The sequence below is a fragment of the Psychrobacter sp. TAE2020 genome (assembly GCF_018919485.1).
Lineage (GTDB): Bacteria > Pseudomonadota > Gammaproteobacteria > Pseudomonadales > Moraxellaceae > Psychrobacter.
In genome coordinates this window covers 2,874,865-2,894,181 of the sequence record NZ_JAHLMU010000001.1, presented here as the reverse complement: position 1 = coordinate 2,894,181, position 19,317 = coordinate 2,874,865, and the positions used below count along the sequence as shown (strand labels likewise).

Sequence of the window (19,317 nt, the reverse complement as noted above, 5' to 3'; positions counted from 1 at the left end):
ACTATTTAAAACTTCTAAAACTTATCTTTCAGCAAGAGCTATTATGATTAATATAACCGACGTATCGCATCACATTGGTAAGCAGCAAATCTTACATGATATAAGCTTAGCACTGCCACCCTCACAGGTTATTGCTTTGATTGGTCCTAATGGCGCAGGTAAATCGACGCTATTTTCGGTGATGGCACGCTTACAACCTTTACAGTCTGGACTAGTAAGCTTTGCGATGTCTGACGAAATACGGGATATCGTCAGCTGTGATGCCCGTAAATTAGCCACTACGGTAGCGATGCTTGGTCAAGACAATCAAGTTCAAGGGCGGCTGCGGGTGCATGAACTGTTAATGTTCGGTCGTTACCCTTATCATCAAGGCCGACCAACAGCAGATGATCAGCAAAAAGTCGATGAGATTATCGAACGCTTCGAGCTTGAGCCGTTAGCCGGTAGATTTTTGTCCACCCTATCAGGGGGACAGCGGCAACGAGTACTGATTGCGATGATTGTCTGTCAAGATACTCCTTATCTACTGCTCGATGAGCCCCTCAACAATCTGGATATGTACCATGCTGGCCGCCTAATGCGCGAGCTACGTGAGTTGAGTCATAGCCAGCAAAAAACTGTGGTTATCGTCCTGCATGATATCAATCAAGCGGCGCAATTCGCTGACACGGTAGTGACGATGAAAGAGGGGCAAGTCATGGCGGTTGGTAGTCCTATAGAGGTCATTACTCAAGCAACAATGAAACAGCTATATAATGTCGATGTTACAGTGCTTAATCATCAAGGTCGTCCAGTGATTGTCGATGCAGCTTAGTTTGTGGTTTACTGTTCAACACACCTTATTTTTGCTGTTCTTTTTTGTAGGCGCTGACGACCTTTTAACCACAGATAAGTGCCGGTTATACAAAGCAACGTCACTGCTAAGCCTACTATCACTAGTAACAGTTGGTATAATACATGCCAGAATGCTTGACCAATCTCTGCCATATGTAAGGCCGATAACCAATGATCGACCTTATTGCCTAATAATGCCTGATAACCAAAGTTCACTCTAACGATAGCCCCAGTTTTGGCATCTACAGTTAAGGATGAAGCGCCGCTGTGGCTGCCCACATCTTTGTCCGTCTTAAAGCGCAGCTGCCATTGATTGTCCTCAGCTACCCAGCGCATACCCAATAGTTGCTGAACCTCAACACCATTGTCTGCAGCCGTTTGCTTAGCCATCTTAGTCAAAGTAGCAATACTGTTGACTTTAGTCACCGCATAGCTTGAGTCCTGCTTATCATTCAAAACCGCAGTACCTACTAGCGCCTTTATAGTCTTCGTATCTGTGTTTTTGCTATCCGTACTTAGTAGTTCATTACCTTTAATCTGCTCAGATTTTTGCTGTGCTTTCTGTTGCTTGGCTGTTTGCTGCTGTGAGGTCTCATATCCAGTAACCGCTTTCATCACAGGCTCATAGACGAGCGGTAGGTTAAAACTGACACTCGACCAAGCGATGACTAACAATAGCCCCCACAACCATAATCCAAATGCCTGATGTAAATCATAGTTTAACTTAAAGGTATTGGTCTGAGTACGGATCTTCCAAGCAGGTAGCCAACGCTTAATAAAAGAAGCCCGTTTTTTGCGACCTAATTGTTGAACTTTAGCGTGCTTAGGCTGTTGGTTTTTGATTTTTCGCGGCAAAGTTAAATACAAGCCAATAAGGCAATTGAGCGTCCATACTACACCTACGATACCCAAAATCAGTTTGCCAATATCCCCAAGCAACAGCTCACGGTGCAGATAAAACACTTTATACATAGTATTGCGCCAAGCCCATTGCTCTCTATCACGAGTACCAATAATCTGTTTAGTATAAGTATTAACATAGACTTGTTGAAAAGGCGCTTTTACTTGGTTACCCGCTGTCTCGTCGCTGACTTTATCTACTACAAAGACCGCTGACTTATTAAGCTCTAGCGATGTTGGCATACTCGAAAAACTATACTGTGGATAACTAGTTATGACCTTATCATGCAGAACACTAATAGGCAGTTGTGCTTCATTTTGCACTTCGCTATAAGCCAGCTTATGGTTAAAAACATCATCCAGCTCATTATAAAATGCTAATAGCGCTCCTGTAATACTAGTGATAATTAGAAATACTGCTATTACCAGTCCGCTGTAACGATGAATCCATAAGCAAGTTTGGCGAGGGTTAAATACCATCATTGGTGCTAACTCTTTATTAGTGGTTTATTTAATTGATGGATTTAGTGTTTTTACCATATCAGCAACCACTAAAAAGTCAGCCATCGGTAAAGACAGCTGACTCTATTAATAGCAGTAAGATAAGTTAAATTAGAACTGATAGCTCAAAGAGGCTTTAATGTTACGGCCTGGCTCAAAGTCAGTACGCAAGTAGCCATCTTCAGGACGTGGCTCAATGATACGTGACGCATGACTAGCATAAGTTTTATCAAAGATATTATAGACCCCAAGCGTGGCTTTTAGACCTTCAACTTGTGTTGGCATATAGCTCATAAAGATATCATGCACATCATAGTTAGGCTTTTTAAGCTCTGCCTTTTCAGTGTTAGGGGTTAAGTCTGCTACATAAGTACTGCGCCAGCCAAGCTCCGTAGTATCGGTTGGTGCATAAGCCAAGTTAACCATATACTTATCGCCGGAATCAGAGCTACTACCAGTCACTGAAGAGATACTATAACCGCTCTCTTCACCTTTACTGCGGGCATGAGCATAGCTTAGACCCATACTGAAGCTATCAACCTTATAATCTGCTGAAAGCTCGACCCCTTTAATCTTATAATCTTCGTCTTTATTAGTCATGCCTTGGCATTTGCCATTAAGTTGCCCAGTAGTACAGTCTAACCCAGGGTGACTACCTCCTGATCGAACGAATTCAAGATAGTTTTCAATATTAGTCTCAAAATATTTACCCGTTAACTGTAGCGAATCATCAGCTATAGTCAGACCACGTAAAGTGGTAGTAATGCCTACTTCAGCGTTATCACCTTCTTCTGCTTTTAAGTCACTATTAACAAAAGTACCCGTGCCATCAGCGTTAAAAACAGCTTGGCTTAAGTCTGGACCGTTAAATAGCTGTGTATAGCTCGCAAATATCTGCGTACTAGGTGCAATCTCATAGCTAGCAGCCAACGCCCCGACTACATTATTATAAGTTTTGCCCGCAGACACAAATTCAGGAGACTGATAACGATCATAACGTAAGCCAGGAGTTAAGGTTAACTTACCCATTTGCCATTGATCTTCTAAGTATAGTGAGGTATTTGTTGCCTCGTCAGTACCACTAACAGGGTTAGTAGTGCCGCGCTCAACGCCATTATAATCAGACTCCTTTTTATAATGCTCAACACCGGCAATTAGTTTATGGCTGCCAACTGTGCTGTCGATAACGCTAGTGTTTTGGATCTTAACACCAGTAGTTTTAACTTGCGCATCAAACTCATATCCAGGATTCTTAACATAATCAGAATCACGTAAGATTCGGGTTTTTGTTTGATAAACATTAGTATCAACATCGATCAATTTGTTTACTGGATTATAGCTATAGTCTAACGCATAAGTATCGCGTTTGACTTTTTGTGGGATGACGGGGTTCCAGCTATTAGGTCCTGGACTGGCTGGAAAATCAGGACGTAGAGGGAACCTACCGCTGTTTTCAGTACTGCTAAGGCTGGCACCAACATGATGATCTTCTGCAATATAAGCACCCGCTTTTAGTAAGATGTTTTCACCCTTACTCTCTTCAGTCTGAATCTTACGACCCTCGCCATCTTCACCTGCATTCGCATCACGCTTGCCATAATAGGCTAGCAAGTCAATATTGTCTGTTGGTGCGCCATAGACAGTCGCCGAAGTGAGTAGCTCATCATTATTACTGGCATAGCCGATATTCAATTTAGCACCGACTTTCTGACCAGGTCGTAGCAAATCTGCGGCATCGACAGTTTTAAAAGCAACCGCGCCACCTAAAGCATCGTTGCCAAGGGTGACTGAGTTATTACCGACTGAGACTTCTGCCTGTTTCAATAAATCAGGGTCAATAGTGACGTCACCCATATGATAAAACAACGTACCTTCTTGACGGGCACCATCGATAGTTACTTTAAGACTAGTATCATCAAGTCCACGTATACGTATGCGCTGATTGACCGCTGAAGTGCCTCCTACTGTGACCCCTGGCACTACATTCAAAAAGTCGCTTAAATGATTGGCTTGCTGCGCTGGGGTATAGTCATCTGTATATACCGAGTCCTGTTGTACTTTTTTATTTATAGAGCTGTTAGCGGTTACGGTAATAGTCTGTAAATTAGTGCTAGGTACGCTATCTACATCAGCAGCATTCGCCATTTGTGACCCTAATACTGCTGCTATACCTATAGATAATACGCTTAAACGACTGGAGAATAATACTGCACTCATAGTTGACTCACTCAATATAATTATTAAAATTTGGTAAATTGACGCTACTTTTAATAGCTACTCTAGTCTTTGAGTAAAAACCTAGCATTCGAGTAAAAATAAGAACATTTAATAATCCTTATTTTAAGCTCTAAAACGGCTTTAAGCGGACGATAAAGTTAAAAAAAAACTTAATGATAATTATTAACATTTACATAATGCGCATTATAATAACCAATCATTAACCATTAAGCAATATAGAGATAAAAAGTTTTTTTAGCGCTTATCTGACCCTTATAATTATATTTATAAATTATTGTTTGTTAATAAGTTAATGTTATTAATAAGCTCTATAATTAATCGCTCAGCAACAATATAATTGATCTAAATATCATTAGTATTTGTTTTTAAAGAAGAAAAAAAACTTATATAGTTATTGATTAATTTTATTATTACTATAAGCAACGATTTTTAGCTTTACTTTTAGAAAATAACTGATATTCAATTAAAAAAATCATTGCAAAAGCTTATCTTTTCCCTATACCCTAGATAGGACTGACTAAACGGTCAGGTTTATCAATAACCAACTAACAAAATTAATCATTAATTGTCGACTAATTCATCAACTAGCACAAGGACGAGTGCGACTCTTTGCTGCTGTCATAAGATTAAATAGTGTATATGACAGATTAGATATTCAAATAGAAATCAATATTTAGTAATACTCATTGTTTGTTTATTCAGAACTTTAGTGAAGATAGGACTGCGAACTTACTTTAAAAGGAAACTACTATGAGTGATGTTCAAGGAAATCCCGATCTACTGTATGGACTGCACGACCGTCCTGCACCATTGAAAGCATTTTTAGGCGCTGTGCAGCACGTATTAGCCGCATTTGTAGGGGTTATTACGCCCTCCTTAATTATTGGTGGCGCTCTAGGACTGGGTGAGCATATACCCTACCTTATTAGTATGGCCCTAATGGTATCTGGGGTTGCAACCTTTATCCAAACTCGTAGAATTGGTCCTGTTGGGTCAGGATTAATGGCGCTACAAGGTACTAGCTTTGGCTTCTTAGCGGCAGTACTTGCGGCGGGTTTTGTGGTAAAAAATCGTGGTGGTAGTCCTGAGGAGATTCTATCCGTCATCTTTGGGGTTACCTTCTTAGGTGCCTTTGTCGAGATCTTTTTAAGTCAGTTCATCACTAAGCTTAGATCTTTGATGAGCCCTATCGTCACGGGTTGCGTCATTGTTACTATTGGTCTGTCATTGACCAAGGTAGGACTAACCGATCTAGCAGGCGGTGTTGGTGCTGAAGATTTTGGTAGCATCGCTAACCTAATGTTAGGCGGCGCCGTATTGGTCAGCGTAGTACTAATCAGTATCGTTAATAACAAAGTGATTCGCTCAAGCGCTATCTTTATTGGTCTGATGTTAGGCTTAGTAGTAGCGGCATTTATGGGTCGTATTGACTTCTCCTTAGTCTCACAAGCACCCCTATTGACTGTGCCAATCCCTTTTAAATTTGGTTTTGGTTTTGATTGGCAAGCATTTATTCCTATTGCCTTTATGTATATCATTACTAGTATTGAAACTTCAGGTGACTTGACTGCAACGTCGATGATCTCAGGAGAACCTATCAAAGGTCCTCTTTACGAAAAACGTATCAAAGGTGGGGTATTGGGTGATGGTGTCAACTCTGCAATTGCTGGCATCTTTAACAGTTTTCCAGTAACTACTTTTAGTCAGAATAACGGCGTAATCCAAATGACAGGTATCGCCAGCCGCTATGTTGGCTTCTATGTCGCCGGTATTCTATTCTTTATGGGTCTATTCCCTATCCTAGGCGCTATCTTTACTCAGTTGCCAAAACCAGTTGTTGGCGGTGTAACCCTATTGATGTTTGCAACCGTAGCGACTGCTGGTATTCGTATTTTATCAACGGTAAACTTTACTCATCGTAATATATTGATTATCGCCACCTCACTAGGTCTTGGCTTAGGGGTTGCTTTTGTACCTGATGTATTTGCCCAAATGCCACAAATGTTCCGCAATATCTTTGGCTCAGCAGTTACTATGTCAGGGGTAATAGCTATTGTGCTCGATACGATTTTACCTAAGAACTTCGGTATAGAATATGATGATAAAGAGCAGAGTGTACAAGATAACATAGAGCCTCTTAGAAAGAATGTCTCTTAAGCTAACTCATTACAGTGTAATAGGTAATCAATACAAGGCGTAGTAAAGTAACTTTGCTGCGCCTTAGTTCTAATTTAGGCTAACACCTATTTATCAGCGCAGGTTTGCCAATTGATAGTTATACGAAAGCTGATTAGGATGAATTAATTTTATAGGTTCGCATATAGACAGATACGCTAGTCGGAACTGTTATAAAATAAAAATAACCAAAAAACTTACAATAATATTTAAAACCGTTAAGTAGTTGATCAGTGATAGGCACTAGTAACCACTTATCTAATCCAGTTATCCCCTTATTATCTTCTATTCATATAGCTTTATTCGATGCCACAACCGCGCAGAATAAACGGCACTAAGAAGTCGGCAGCACGCGCTTCATCTTCTCTATCATAGGCATCTTTTTGCAGTAGACCAATGATTTCTGTTTCAAATTCGGCATAACGTTGTGTAGTGGCCCAAATAAGTATTAGCAGTTGTAAGGGGTCAGCAATACCAATTTTGCCTTGTTCATGCCAAGTGGTCATAACTTGAGCTTTATCAAGCGCCCACTCTTTCATTGTCGTTGACATAAAGTCATGTAAGTGCGGTGCACCACCGATCACCTCGACTGCGAACAGTTTATGACGATTTGGGTGAGCAAAGGCTTGATGCAATTTAGTACGTACAAACTTTTCTATTACTGTTTTAGGATCACTGTCCACAGTCATAGTCACTAGGCCAGTGTTCCATTCTTCAATGATGGAACGCAGTACTACTTTATATAAATTTCTTTTATTTTTGAAGTAATAATGGATATTTGCTTTGGGTAGCCCAGCACGGTCGGCGATACCTTGCATAGTAGCACCACGGTAGCTTTGCAAGACGAATTCTTCTTCGGCAGCGCTCAATATAATGGCTTGATTATGCGCACGAATATCGTGTTGGCTGCGATGAACAGTTGCTTCCGCTGCGACTAAATTTTTGCTTTGGTTATTTTGAGTCATAACAGTCATAACTTAATTTATTTGAATAAATGGGATAGAAAATACATTATCTTCCATCTCTAAGCTGTATTTATATAAGAAAATGAAAAAAATACAAGTTTTTATGGCAGATAAGGCGACAAATAGAAATTTTTTGTATAAAATAGTTGACCAAATGGTCAGGTTTTAGCACAATAGATAATGTTAAACCAAATACCAATTAATTAATATAACTTTAGTAGCTGATTTGTTGGTTTAGATCTCCCTTGCTCGATACTATTAATGAGCTTTTATATCGCCCCAAATAAATTACAAGAAAAGGAAGTCACTATGAGCCTAACTTTAGCCCAATTCAATGAACTGTCAAATGCGGACGCCACTGCAACACTTCTAACTTGCTGTACCAGCATCGCTTGGGCAGACCGCTTAGCTGCTGCGCGTCCCTTTGCAGACATCGAAACTATGCTTGAGGCCAACGATGCTGCTTGGAACGAAGCGCAAACTAGCGAAGCCAATCTTATAGAAGCTTTTGACGGACATCCACAAATCGGTAATGTCGACTCACTAAAAGAAAAATATCGCAATACTCAAGACAGTGCTGCTCACGAACAATCAGGTGCCACAGATGCTGAAGACCAAGTACTAGAAGACTTGGCTCAAGGCAATCAAGACTATCTCGATAAGTTTGGCTTTATTTTCATCGTCTTCGCTACCGGCAAAAGCGCTCAGCAAATGCTAGATCTGTTGTTGGCTCGTCTGCCTAATGATCGCGAGGCTGAATTAGCTAATGCCGCTGCTGAACAAAATAAGATTACTCGTCTGCGCATCCAAAAACTATTTGGCATCGCTTAACTCATTAATTAATAGATATCGTAACGGCAGTCGCTACTTGCACAATATATGAGTGGCGGCAGCGTTTATACCAATCAACTTAAAAAAAGGAAATATTATGTCTGCAACTTTATCATCACATATTTTAGATACTCACCTAGGTAAACCTGCTGCTGATATCGCAGTAACCCTACATCGTATTAAAGATGGCAGTGAAGCAACATTACTAGCTAACGGCACTACTAACAATGATGGTCGTGTTACTCCAGACAGCTGGCAGTTTGATGGTGCTGTAGACAGCGCTGAGCAAAACTTGAGCAATGGTCGCTATACTTTGACTTTTGATACTCAGTCTTACTTCGATGCGCAAAAACTAACCGCTTTTTATCCACAAGTTATTATTGATTTTGTCGTCAGCGATGCTAGCCATTATCATGTCCCACTATTACTCAGTGCCCATGGCTATGGTACTTATCGCGGTTCGTAATTTAGAAATTTAATTTAAAAACTAATCGTGTTATAGCACTCAGACACGGTTTTAGCCATCAAATAATATCATTATAGACAGCTAATACTGGTGACTTTTATTATTACTCTTTGTTATAAATAGCAAAGAGTAATAATAAAAAATTATTTATCTTATGACATTTATGCATCAATAGACATAGATTATTAGATATCTAAAATGGCATGGAAACGCTTGTAATTTTATTCAAGCGAGAAAAGTCATTATAAGTTGCCAAGACCTAGCAATACAAAAGGACACTTGCCTCATGGGCGCATATCTTCTCGATTGGTTAGCTTTATTTTTCCGCTGGTTTCATGTCATTGCTGGTGTGGCATGGATTGGTGCGTCATTTTACTTCGTATGGCTAGATATGAGTTTGCAGAAGCCACCAGAATGGAAAGCCAAAAAAGGTATTTCAGGTGATTTGTGGGCAGTACATGGCGGTGGTTTCTACGAAATCGCTAAGTACAAGCTTGACCCTGAAGAGATGCCAAAGACTCTACATTGGTTTAAATGGGAAGCCTACACTACTTGGTTGACTGGTGCGGCGATGATGTCTATCGTTTATTATGCCAACGCAACGGCCTATTTAGTGGATCCAAGTAAAGTCGATTACGGCAGTAATATTGGTGCTATTGCTACTAGTATTTTATTCTTACTCGGTACCTACGCTATTTATGAAGTAATTGTCCGTAGTCGTATCGGCAAAAATAAGATGACTTTTAGTATCACCATCTTTATCTTAATGATTATTGCAACTTGGGGTTCTTACCAGCTGTTCAGTGATCGTGCCTCTTTCATCCACGTTGGTGCCATTTTAGGTACTATCATGGCGGGTAACGTATTCTTTGGTATTATGCCCGCTCAGCGCGCACTAGTAGATTGCGTACGTAAAGGTGAAAAGCCAGGACCAGAAGTACAAGATTTGGCATTAATGGCTAGAAACCGCTCATTGATGAACAACTACTTTACCTTACCACTAATCTTCACCATGATTAGTAATCACTATCCAATGATGTATTCATTTGGAGATGGTAAAGGGTGGTTGGTTCTAGTATTCGTCGGTGTTATCACGGCAACTGCTCGTCATTACTTTAACCAAAAGCATTTGGGTCATAGTGAGCCAAAATATTTAGTTATTCCTGCAATAGCTACGTTAGCATTGATTTTCTGGATGCGTCCTGCACCTATTGAGCCATTACCAGTTCCACCAGTAGCAGCAGCGCAGCCAGTAGCTGACGCAGCACCTGCCGTTGCCGGTGCGCCTGCTGTTGCCGGAGCGCCTGCTGTTGCCGGAGCGCCTGCTGTTGCCGGAGCGCCTGCTGTTGCCGGAGCACCTGCTGTTGCCGGAGCTGCTGCTGTTGCCGGAGCTGCTGCTGCAGTACCAGTTGCTGCATCATCAGCCGATGATGCCATCATTGGGATTGTGCAAGCAAAATGTAGCGTTTGCCATATGGCACAACCAACGCAAGCCGGGTTTAATGCCCCACCAGCAGGTATTATCATTCAGACTCCTGCTGATATGAAGACTTATCAAGCTAAGATTGTCACTGCAGTACAAACTGGTTATATGCCATTAGGTAATATCACTAAATTAACTGATGAAGAGCGTGCACAAATCGTAGCTTATACTTCAGGACTTTAACCCTAAAGCTTAAAAGTCAACTAGTACTCTGTCCAAAATAATAGCCAGTCAATGACTGGCTATTATTTTGTCTCGCTGTTGTGTAAGTCATCTTTATACCTATAAGTGAATAACTTTCTTCACCTATTTGTTGGATGCAAATAAAGTAAAAGCATCACCAATGGTGGCATTATCTGTTAAAAGGAATCAACGATGACTGATATAAGACCTCAAGATTACCAAATTATTAATGATTATAATCAACTCAACCCTGCTATAAAAAGCTCAAGACTCTACAATGAAGACTTAGCGCCTCTACAATCCAAGGATCGTACTTAGGGGTAGTTTGCGATATTTAATGTTTGGTCCAACGACATTCAAAGCTTATTTGGCTACGCTCTAGCCGCTTCGCTGTTTTTAAGTTACGGGCTAAATAGCTGGTGGGTAATGGCCTCTATTGTTTGTGAAGGCTTCATTGTGATGTTTATGGTGAACCTAACTGGTAATCGTTAATGCTATTGGTACCATCATTGCACCTTTTTTTGGTATCTTAGGGGTTGATTACTACTTGATAAAACCTCAACATATCGATATCACTGACTTATTCTCTGACAAACCAGATGGCGCTTACTACTACTATAAAGGCTGGAACATTCGTGGTTTGATAGCTTTTGCTATTGGGGCTATCTTCTCTATTGCCACTATCTTGGTGCCCATGCTGACCAAACTTTAAAGGTATGGTTTCTTGCTAGGAGCGATGCTAGGTGGCATCGTTTATTAGCTACTAATGCGTCAATATGCTGTTACTCCTAACTCTTTACTAAAGTAAGAATGACTATAATTTAAACTGATAAATGAGTACAAACTACCTCATAAAGGTGTTGATAACTGCTTATTAGTAACTATTATCAATATTAATTGATAATTATCTTGACCAAATGATCAGATAGACATACAGTAAAGCAATATTATTATATAACCTCTGTCAAAATAAATATGACTGGTTAAGGCTAGCCTTTAAAAGCAAATAAACCATACTTATGGGTATTTAAAATGCTATTATTTTAGGCTACCTACTGTTTCAAGCCATTACTTATTTCAAGCAAATAAATAATGCGTCCAGTTTGATCCTGTTATAACGACTCACCTCGTTACTATCTGAAAAACTCAGTTTTACCGCAGCTCTCGAAGCTGACTCTAGATCTGTCAGATAATATCTACAGCCTAACCGAACGACATCTAAAACTTATTCAGTTATACCTACGCTTTTTATTATTGAGTAAGCACTTTTCAAGTCATAACCTTGAATATTAAGTGCCAACTCGTCAGTTAAACCACGCGCCTAGAAATACCAATACCTACAATCAGCATGCTGATACCTTAAGCATAGTGAGCTTTACCCTAGTAGGCGAAACCTTCATCAGCATTGTTTTACGCACTCAAGTGTTGTCGAACTATTATGATAGATAGTCCTACGCATTAAATTGATTTCATAACTACTCTGTTTTTATAAAGGAATATTGACAATGACCCAGAAAATCACCAGCGACTTTGACCAAGCTGCTTATCCTCGTGACCTAAAAGGCTATGGTGATAATCCACCAAATGCTAATTGGCCGGGTGGGGCAAAAATAGCCGTGCAGTTTGTACTAAATATCGAAGAAGGCGCTGAAAACAGTGTACTTCATGGTGATGGTCAATCAGAACGCTTTTTGTCTGATGTACTAGGTACTCCAGAATTTAGCAATCGCCATCAGTCTATTGAGTCTGCATTTGAATATGGAAGCCGGGTTGGCGTTTGGCGTGTGCTAGATGTGTTTAAAGAGTTTGGCTTGCCTATTACTACTTTCACTTGTGCCGCTGCAGCTGAAAAAACTCCACATATCATTGAGCGTGTTCTAGAAGACGGACATGAAGTAGCTAGTCATGGTTTGCGCTGGATAACTTATCAATACATGTATCGTGAAACTGAGCGTGAACATGTACGCGCTGCCACTAAAATATTTGATCGGATGCTTGGCGGACAGCCATTAGGCTGGTACACTGGTCGTGATAGCCCTAACACGCGTGAGCTGGTCGCTGAACATGGCGGTTATATCTATGATTCTGACTCTTACGCTGATGAGCTCCCTTACTGGCTGAATGTCAAAGTACAAGACGGCAACAGCTTAATTCGCAAGCCGCATCTAGTTATCCCTTATACGCTTGAAACCAACGATATGCGTTTTGCTTCAAGTCCAGGATTCACAAACGCTGAACCTTTTTATCAGTACCTAAAAGACAGCTTTGATACCCTATATGAAGAAGGCGCCACTAAGCCTAAAATGCTGACGATCGGTCTACATTGCCGTATTATTGGTCGTGCTGGTCGTATCACTGCGCTCAAACAATTTTTGAAGTACATCACTAGCAAACCTGACGTTTGGGTGTGTCGCCGCGACGAAATCGCTAAGCATTGGTATGAGAATCATCCAGCAACCGCTGATAACACCGCTAACTGGATGTAAGCCCTGAAGCGTATCATCATGGTAATAAGCATCTACATAGTAGCAACCAAGTAAGCCAACTGCTGATACGCTCAAGGTGGTTTATACCTCACTGATTCAACTGCTCAAATACTCTCTCTTGTGTCCAATATTTGCTTAGCATAACTAAGCAAATATTGTTAACACTCTGCCTGATGGTTTAATAAAATGAGCAGCAAACTGCAGGTGAACTACCTAACTGTAACGATCGTTCAGTGCTAGAAAAAGCTTACGAATAAAAAAATAATACCGTTATCAACTATTGACGGTCTATAACTTAATAAACCATATCATTAGAAAAGGCCACGTTATGAAAACAACGATAATTGCTAAACCTCTAACTAAAGCAGCATTTGCACCTTATGGCTCGGTGATTGAACCTTACGATGACCAAGAAAAATGCCCTGAAAATAGTTGGGATATCAATCGCGGCTACGCTTGTCGTCATAACGCCATCTCAAAAGTTGGTCATGACGGTGGCGAAGTTGGTTTTAGTATTTTCCGTACCAAAAGACGTGACTGCCCTATTACCTTATCGGTGATGGAATACCATCCGTTTGGTACGCAAGCCTTCTTTTCTATGAATAGCACAGACTATATAGTCGTTGTCGCAAAAGCTGGCGAGCCACCAAAATCAGCGGATGATTTAGAAGTTTTTTATGCCCGTTCGTATCAAGGTGTACAGTATGATGCCAATGTTTGGCATCATCCGCTACTGGCGCTAAAAGCGGATTGTGATTTCTTAGTAGTAGATCGTATCAATGGCGATGGTAATAACTGCCATGAGTTCGAAATTGATGATTGGGAAGTTTGCGTTGATGTCTCTACTGAGGAAGCTAAGTCAAATAGAGCAAAGGAAAATGCTGTTTAAAAGTTATATAAATAGTATTTTGATTGTGCTTTAATTTGACTGTACTCTAATTTTATTATGCTCTAAAAAGCTTACTGGTAGCAGACATAGCAACAATCGATATAAAAGAATATTAAATAAAATTCTCTAGAATAATTATCAAGATTTTTAGAGAAACAACACTCTGTTTTAACGAAGACAACAAGGAAATCTAATCATGTCAACTAAAAGTACTTATTACGCCCCTACAGGCGGCTTGCCCCCTCAAACACAATTACTATCAGATCGCGCTATCTTCACCGAAGCTTATGCGATTATTCCAAAGCGTGTATTAACTGATATTGTCATCAGCTATCTGCCGTTTTGGACAGGTATGCGCATGTGGGTACTTGCACGCCCACTTTCAGGTTTCTCTGAGACTTTTTCACAGTATATCGTTGAAGTTGAGCCTAATGGCGGCTCAGAAAAGCCTGAACTAGATGCCAACGCTGAAGGTGTTGTATTCATCGTTGAAGGCGAAATGGATATCACTATTGAAGGTGAGTCTCATCATCTTGAATCAGGTGGTTATGCATTCTTACCACCTGGCTGCAAATGGACGCTAAAAAACAATAGCGATAAGCATGTTAAGTTTCATTGGATCCGCAAAGCTTATCAACATTGTGAAGGTGTTGATGTGCCTGAAGCTTTTGTTACTAGCGACCATGATGTTGAAGCGATTGAGATGCCGGGTACTGGTGGCGTATGGACAACCACTCGATTTACCGAGCAGTCTGATATGCGTCACGATATGCATGTGAACATTGTTACTTTCCAACCAGGTGGCGTGATTCCATTTGATGAAACTCATGTTATGGAACATGGTTTGTATGTATTAGAAGGTAAAGCGGTATATCACTTAAACGGTGAATGGGTTGAAGTTGAAGCGGGCGACTTTATGTGGCTACGCGCATTCTGCCCACAATCTTGTTACGCTGGTGGACCTGGTCCATTCAGATACTTGCTATATAAAGACGTCAATAGACATATGCCGTTTATTCGTCCAGTAAAATAAGCAAGATAAAGGTATAATCGTTCATTCGAATAGGTCATTGATTACTTTTTAAAGGACAACCAAAACCTTTAATAATAAAGCCAGCTAATTGCAATTAGCTGGCTTTTTTGCGTTTAGTTGCCTCATAATGTTAATAAATATAGAAGAACAGCGATGCTCATTAAAAATCATATCTCTATACAAGCCAAACGTCTTAGTATGGCATTGTCCTTGCTAGTACTGTCTTCATTGAGTACCGCAGTTGCGCCTTTAGAAAGTAATTCTGTTATAGGGTTGGATATACAAGGTCAACGCTTAAACCGTTATGATGGCTGCCCAGAAGGTTATGTCAGGTGTGATAATATGCTATTGGTTGCACCAGATTTGGCAAGTATGACTTTTGCGGCACCAGCAGAAAAAGGGCTTAATAGATTGCTTTATAACATAAAGCTTTATCACGCCAAAACCATGTATAGCACCTGCAAAGATAGTGTGACGCCTTGTAGCTTTCAAGGTTATAGCTTTGATGGTGAAGATATTAATGGCTTTATAAATCCAACAAGCCACGAAATCACTATACATAGTAATTGGACGGATGACAGTCGAACCCTTCTCAATTCAATAAGCGTCCACTTAGGAATTATTTAGAATATTAAAACTAACGGTCTATTATCAGTAGTTCCGCAAAGACAGTCTATTTTAAGTGGTCTATTAACTGGTTAATGAGTCTGATTAGGTAGTTCCATTGAGGTATACTCTACGAAACTATGCTTTATTTATAGAGAATTTGAGCTGCCTTTTTACTTTTTAGAACTCACACATCTTTCCCATTCCTTCATAGGGATATAGTATTCATCAAGCTCAGTTTGATCTAAGTTGCTAACTGACCTCATATATAAACCAGGCCAACTATCTTCTTCAGAAATATAAGCGAAATCAATTTTAAAATTACCATCTTCATTTAAGACAACTTTAAACTGTGTCCAAGGTTCTTTATTGAAAATTAAGCATTGCTTCAAGTCTTCCATCAGCTTTCGTAAATCAAAGAAAAGATCATTTGTCATTTCTACATATTTAGGCCCTTCATTTGTTTCACATAGTAACTGAAAGTCTTGATGTTCAGAATAAATACGTCCTCTAAAAACAATATTATTATCTTTCAGAGACATTACTGACCATAGCAACTCACCTATTTTTTGATAAATGATTTGATCATCTGTTTTCATGCCATTTTCCTATATCAGTATTTTTTTTGATGCCTTAGCAATTGATAAATGATTTATCATTAAGACTGACGCTGATTATTTCATAATTACTAAAGTTGCATCTAACACTAGAAGCTCGATGCCTGTATAGCTCACCGATCATAGGTAGAATATGTATGGTAAGTACACCGTGAAGTACACTATGGTTATTTCAGTGAGTTAAAACCTTAATATCATTAGCTTACAGCCTAGTACTCGAGTCCTCACTAGGGAACCATGCTTATTTCCACAACAGGCGTTATAGTAAGATATTTTAGAACAAAAAAGCCACTGTATCGGTTGCACTAAAATAGCGATACCTTGAGACAAGTATGTTTAACAGATACTAGGGCGTATTGAACATAGACTCATATCCAACTCAAACGATGAAGACCTATATAAGAAGTCTAATGCTGATAAAAATGAGAAATGAGCCAAAAAAAATCATCAGCTGATCCACTAATGATTTTTTATGACTGAACCCGTTAAATACTTTAGTACTATTACTGCTCAATACGCTGCAAAAACGCTTGAGTTCGTGGGTGCTTCGATAGCTCGAACATTTGCGCAGCGCTGCCCTCTTCTACCACATAGCCATCTTCAATCAACACCACATGATCAGCAACATCACGAGCAAATTTAATCTCATGAGTGACCACAACCATCGTCCAGCCCTCTGATGCTAATTGCTTCATAGTCTCTAGCACATCTTGCACTAGCTCTGGATCTAAAGCCGAGGTTGGCTCATCAAATAATAATAGCGAAGGCTCGATAGCGAGTGCGCGTGCAATACCAATACGCTGCTGTTGACCCCCTGATAGCTGAAAGGGGTAAAGGTCTGCTTTATCTGATAGACCCACTTTATCTAGTAGCGCTAATGCTTGCGTATGAGCTTGTGCTCTACTCGTCCCTTGTACTATCGTCGGTCCTAAAGTTAGATTTTGGATTGCCGTCTTATGTGGAAATAAATTATAAGACTGAAATACCATGCCAGACTTACGTTGCAGTGCTAGCAAGGACTTCTTACTAGGCTTAGCCCCAAAATCTACTGTTAGGCTGCCATCATCAAAAGCTATTATTCCTTGATCGGGAGTCTCTAGTGCATTAATACAACGTAAAAAAGTAGTTTTACCAGAACCTGATGGCCCTAATATTACTACTACTTTACCTTTATGAATAGTCAAATCAATGCCTTTGAGCACTTGATTGCTACCAAAGGCTTTGTGAATATTAGTGATTTGAATCATAAGGGTTCCTGTCGGCTTAGCAGATCTAAAAACATCGGCTCATTATTTAAGATCAATGCTGCTCAATTATAAAGGTGGTAGTAGTTACTTTTAAAATTACAGTTATTTAGCAACATAGCGATCAAGGCGAGTCTCAAGCTTACCTTGAATAAAAGTCAGTATCAGACAAATCCCCCAATAAATGACCGCCGCTTCAGTATAAACCAACATAAACTCATAATTACGGGCAGTAATTATTTGTGCTTGTTTAAACAGCTCAGTGACTAATACTAATGAGGCCAAAGATGTATCTTTTACTAAACTAATAAAAGTATTAGATAATGGTGGTACTGATACTCGTAATGCTTGCGGTAAAATGACATGACGAAAAGTCTGTAAATAAGTCAGACCTACTGTCGAACCCGCTTCCCACTGACCTTTGGGGATGGATAAGATCGATGCCCGCACCGTCTCTGAGGCATAAGCGCCAATATTGAGTGAAAAGGCGATAATGGCAGAAGGAAAGGGATCGAGCTTTAGCCCTATACTAGGAAGACCATAAAATATAATAAATAGCTGCACTAGCATCGGCGTGCCACGAATAGCAGAGACATAAATACGCGCTAAGCGATAGGTAATACGGTGCATCCAGCTAGCGCGCGGTACAATCCGAATCAGCGCCACACTAAGCGCAATAGCCATACCTATTGCAAACGATATCAACGCCAGCGGTATCGAATAATAGATACCGCCTTTAAGCATTGGCCAAAACGAGGCAATGACAATTTGTGCCCGATCGGGAGTCATAAATGGCAGCAACGCCAGTAAATCAGCCAATACTGAAAGGATAGACGCTATCATTAGTCCTGCTTACTTATATCAGCACCAAAGAATTGCTGGCTTAATTTCGTTAAAGTACCATCCTTTTGTAAGGCACTCATTGCTTCGTCGATTTTTGCCACTACTGCGTCATCACCCTTACGTAAGATTAGGCCTGAACCACGCAACTCACTGGCAGGTGCCGTCAATTTAATCTCAAGGCTGCTATCTGGGAAGTTTTTAAGATAATCGAGCACCGCTAGATTATCGTTCATAGTAAAATCAGCTCGGTCTTGTTTGACTAACTGTACTGCTTGCGCCATACCATCAACGGGTACAATCTCGGCTCCATAACGTTCAGCAAGCTCGCCATAATTACTCGATAGCGATTGTGCCGTACGCAGTCCTTTTAGCCCTTCCCATGAGCTATAGCGGTTATCATCAGTAGGTGCTAGTACTACGGCACCTGACCAGCTATAAGCCATTGCTTTGTCATATTTAGCTTTACGCTCAGGGGTGGTTAGACTGACTTGGTTGGCCACCATATCGAACCGCTTGGAATCTAGTCCTGCCAGCATAGCATCCCACTGAGTTTCTTTAAACTCGACGGTAACTCCTAGCTTATCAGCAACTGCTCGCGATACTTCAACATCATAACCGGTAAGCTTGCCACTGACATCATGATAAGTAAACGGCGGATAAGTCCCTTCGGTACCAATGTTAATCGTGCCACCGCTATTGATGCGTTGTAGCAACTCGGATTCACCATTATTAGCAGCATCAGTGCTAGCTTCATTAGTAGTAGACTGACCACAAGCGCTTAATAATAGTGTACTGACCGCAAGGGTTAATAGGGCACGACGTTTCATAGGATGTCCTTTTATCATGATTTAGGCGTTCGGTTGCCCGATTTGAGGGTCTAAAGAGTATTTTTCAATATCAGCGGCAAATATATTCAATTTTATTGCTAATAGCTTCACTTATAGTAACGTGATTGACGCAACAACAACGTACAAAAACAGTGAACGTGTATGATTCATTAGCCTTTGCACTTATAGCTATGAC

At 40.3% G+C, this 19,317-nt stretch carries 18 protein-coding genes; 11 read left to right on the top strand and 7 right to left on the bottom strand.

Annotation, left to right across the window (positions count from 1 at the left end; genetic code table 11):
- Nucleotides 1–43 precede the first annotated feature (43 nt).
- The gene (locus KPY62_RS11925) at nt 44–814 is read left to right on the top strand and encodes an ABC transporter ATP-binding protein (protein WP_216582497.1); all 771 of its coding nucleotides are present in this window, start codon (nt 44–46) and stop codon (nt 812–814) included.
- A gap of 8 nt (nt 815–822) precedes the next feature.
- Here KPY62_RS11925 and KPY62_RS11920 read toward each other — a convergent pair whose 3' ends face one another.
- Nucleotides 823–2,217, bottom strand: a complete 1,395-nt coding sequence (locus tag KPY62_RS11920) for a PepSY-associated TM helix domain-containing protein (protein WP_216582495.1) — start codon at nt 2,215–2,217, stop codon at nt 823–825.
- 129 nt (nt 2,218–2,346) lie between these two features.
- A complete protein-coding gene (locus tag KPY62_RS11915) occupies nt 2,347–4,452 on the bottom strand; it encodes a TonB-dependent receptor domain-containing protein (RefSeq protein WP_216582494.1) in 2,106 nt (701 codons plus the stop codon).
- A gap of 771 nt (nt 4,453–5,223) precedes the next feature.
- On the opposite strand from KPY62_RS11915, the gene KPY62_RS11910 reads away from it, so the two are divergent.
- Complete coding sequence (locus tag KPY62_RS11910) at nt 5,224–6,630, top strand: uracil-xanthine permease family protein (RefSeq protein WP_216582492.1); 1,407 nt, start codon at nt 5,224–5,226, stop codon at nt 6,628–6,630.
- Between the two features lie 317 nt (nt 6,631–6,947).
- On the opposite strand, the gene KPY62_RS11905 is transcribed toward KPY62_RS11910, so the two are convergent.
- Entirely contained in the window at nt 6,948–7,613 is a 666-nt protein-coding gene (locus tag KPY62_RS11905) for a TetR/AcrR family transcriptional regulator (RefSeq protein WP_216582490.1), read from the bottom strand.
- Nucleotides 7,614–7,922: 309 nt separating this feature from the next.
- Between KPY62_RS11905 and uraD the strand changes: the two genes are divergently transcribed.
- From uraD to KPY62_RS11865, 9 genes are all read left to right on the top strand, one after another.
- Nucleotides 7,923–8,444 (top strand): 2-oxo-4-hydroxy-4-carboxy-5-ureidoimidazoline decarboxylase, encoded by a 522-nt coding sequence (gene uraD / locus KPY62_RS11900; RefSeq protein ID WP_216582488.1) that lies wholly within the window; start codon nt 7,923–7,925, stop codon nt 8,442–8,444.
- Between the two features lie 97 nt (nt 8,445–8,541).
- Complete coding sequence (gene uraH, locus KPY62_RS11895) at nt 8,542–8,910, top strand: hydroxyisourate hydrolase (protein ID WP_216582486.1); 369 nt, start codon at nt 8,542–8,544, stop codon at nt 8,908–8,910.
- Nucleotides 8,911–9,196: 286 nt separating this feature from the next.
- On the top strand, nt 9,197–10,576 hold the full coding sequence (locus KPY62_RS11890; protein ID WP_216582484.1) for a urate hydroxylase PuuD: 1,380 nt from the start codon (nt 9,197–9,199) through the stop codon (nt 10,574–10,576).
- A gap of 192 nt (nt 10,577–10,768) precedes the next feature.
- Nucleotides 10,769–10,894, top strand: coding sequence for a hypothetical protein (locus KPY62_RS13920; protein WP_267459613.1), 126 nt, complete (start codon nt 10,769–10,771; stop codon nt 10,892–10,894).
- Between the two features lie 160 nt (nt 10,895–11,054).
- A complete protein-coding gene (locus KPY62_RS13820) occupies nt 11,055–11,288 on the top strand; it encodes a cytosine permease (protein ID WP_228730778.1) in 234 nt (77 codons plus the stop codon).
- A gap of 793 nt (nt 11,289–12,081) precedes the next feature.
- Complete coding sequence (puuE, locus tag KPY62_RS11880) at nt 12,082–13,062, top strand: allantoinase PuuE (RefSeq protein ID WP_216582482.1); 981 nt, start codon at nt 12,082–12,084, stop codon at nt 13,060–13,062.
- Nucleotides 13,063–13,390: 328 nt separating this feature from the next.
- Nucleotides 13,391–13,951 (top strand): ureidoglycolate lyase, encoded by a 561-nt coding sequence (locus KPY62_RS11875; RefSeq protein WP_216582480.1) that lies wholly within the window; start codon nt 13,391–13,393, stop codon nt 13,949–13,951.
- Between the two features lie 196 nt (nt 13,952–14,147).
- A complete protein-coding gene (locus KPY62_RS11870) occupies nt 14,148–14,984 on the top strand; it encodes a bifunctional allantoicase/(S)-ureidoglycine aminohydrolase (RefSeq protein ID WP_216582478.1) in 837 nt (278 codons plus the stop codon).
- Between the two features lie 153 nt (nt 14,985–15,137).
- Nucleotides 15,138–15,611, top strand: a complete 474-nt coding sequence (locus KPY62_RS11865) for a hypothetical protein (RefSeq protein WP_216582476.1) — start codon at nt 15,138–15,140, stop codon at nt 15,609–15,611.
- A gap of 152 nt (nt 15,612–15,763) precedes the next feature.
- Here the strand turns inward: KPY62_RS11865 and KPY62_RS11860 are convergent, their stop codons facing one another.
- The 4 genes from KPY62_RS11860 to KPY62_RS11845 form a co-directional block, all read right to left on the bottom strand.
- Nucleotides 15,764–16,189, bottom strand: a complete 426-nt coding sequence (locus tag KPY62_RS11860; RefSeq protein ID WP_216582474.1) for an immunity protein YezG family protein — start codon at nt 16,187–16,189, stop codon at nt 15,764–15,766.
- 521 nt (nt 16,190–16,710) lie between these two features.
- On the bottom strand, nt 16,711–17,454 hold the full coding sequence (locus tag KPY62_RS11855; protein WP_216582472.1) for an amino acid ABC transporter ATP-binding protein: 744 nt from the start codon (nt 17,452–17,454) through the stop codon (nt 16,711–16,713).
- 102 nt (nt 17,455–17,556) lie between these two features.
- Nucleotides 17,557–18,294, bottom strand: coding sequence for an amino acid ABC transporter permease (locus KPY62_RS11850; protein ID WP_324033922.1), 738 nt, complete (start codon nt 18,292–18,294; stop codon nt 17,557–17,559).
- Nucleotides 18,294–19,121 carry an amino acid ABC transporter substrate-binding protein gene (locus KPY62_RS11845; RefSeq protein WP_216582470.1) on the bottom strand — a complete coding sequence of 276 codons (828 nt, stop codon included), beginning with the start codon at nt 19,119–19,121 and terminating at the stop codon, nt 18,294–18,296. The genes KPY62_RS11850 and KPY62_RS11845 overlap by 1 nt, the downstream gene beginning before the upstream one ends.
- Nucleotides 19,122–19,317 lie beyond the last annotated feature (196 nt).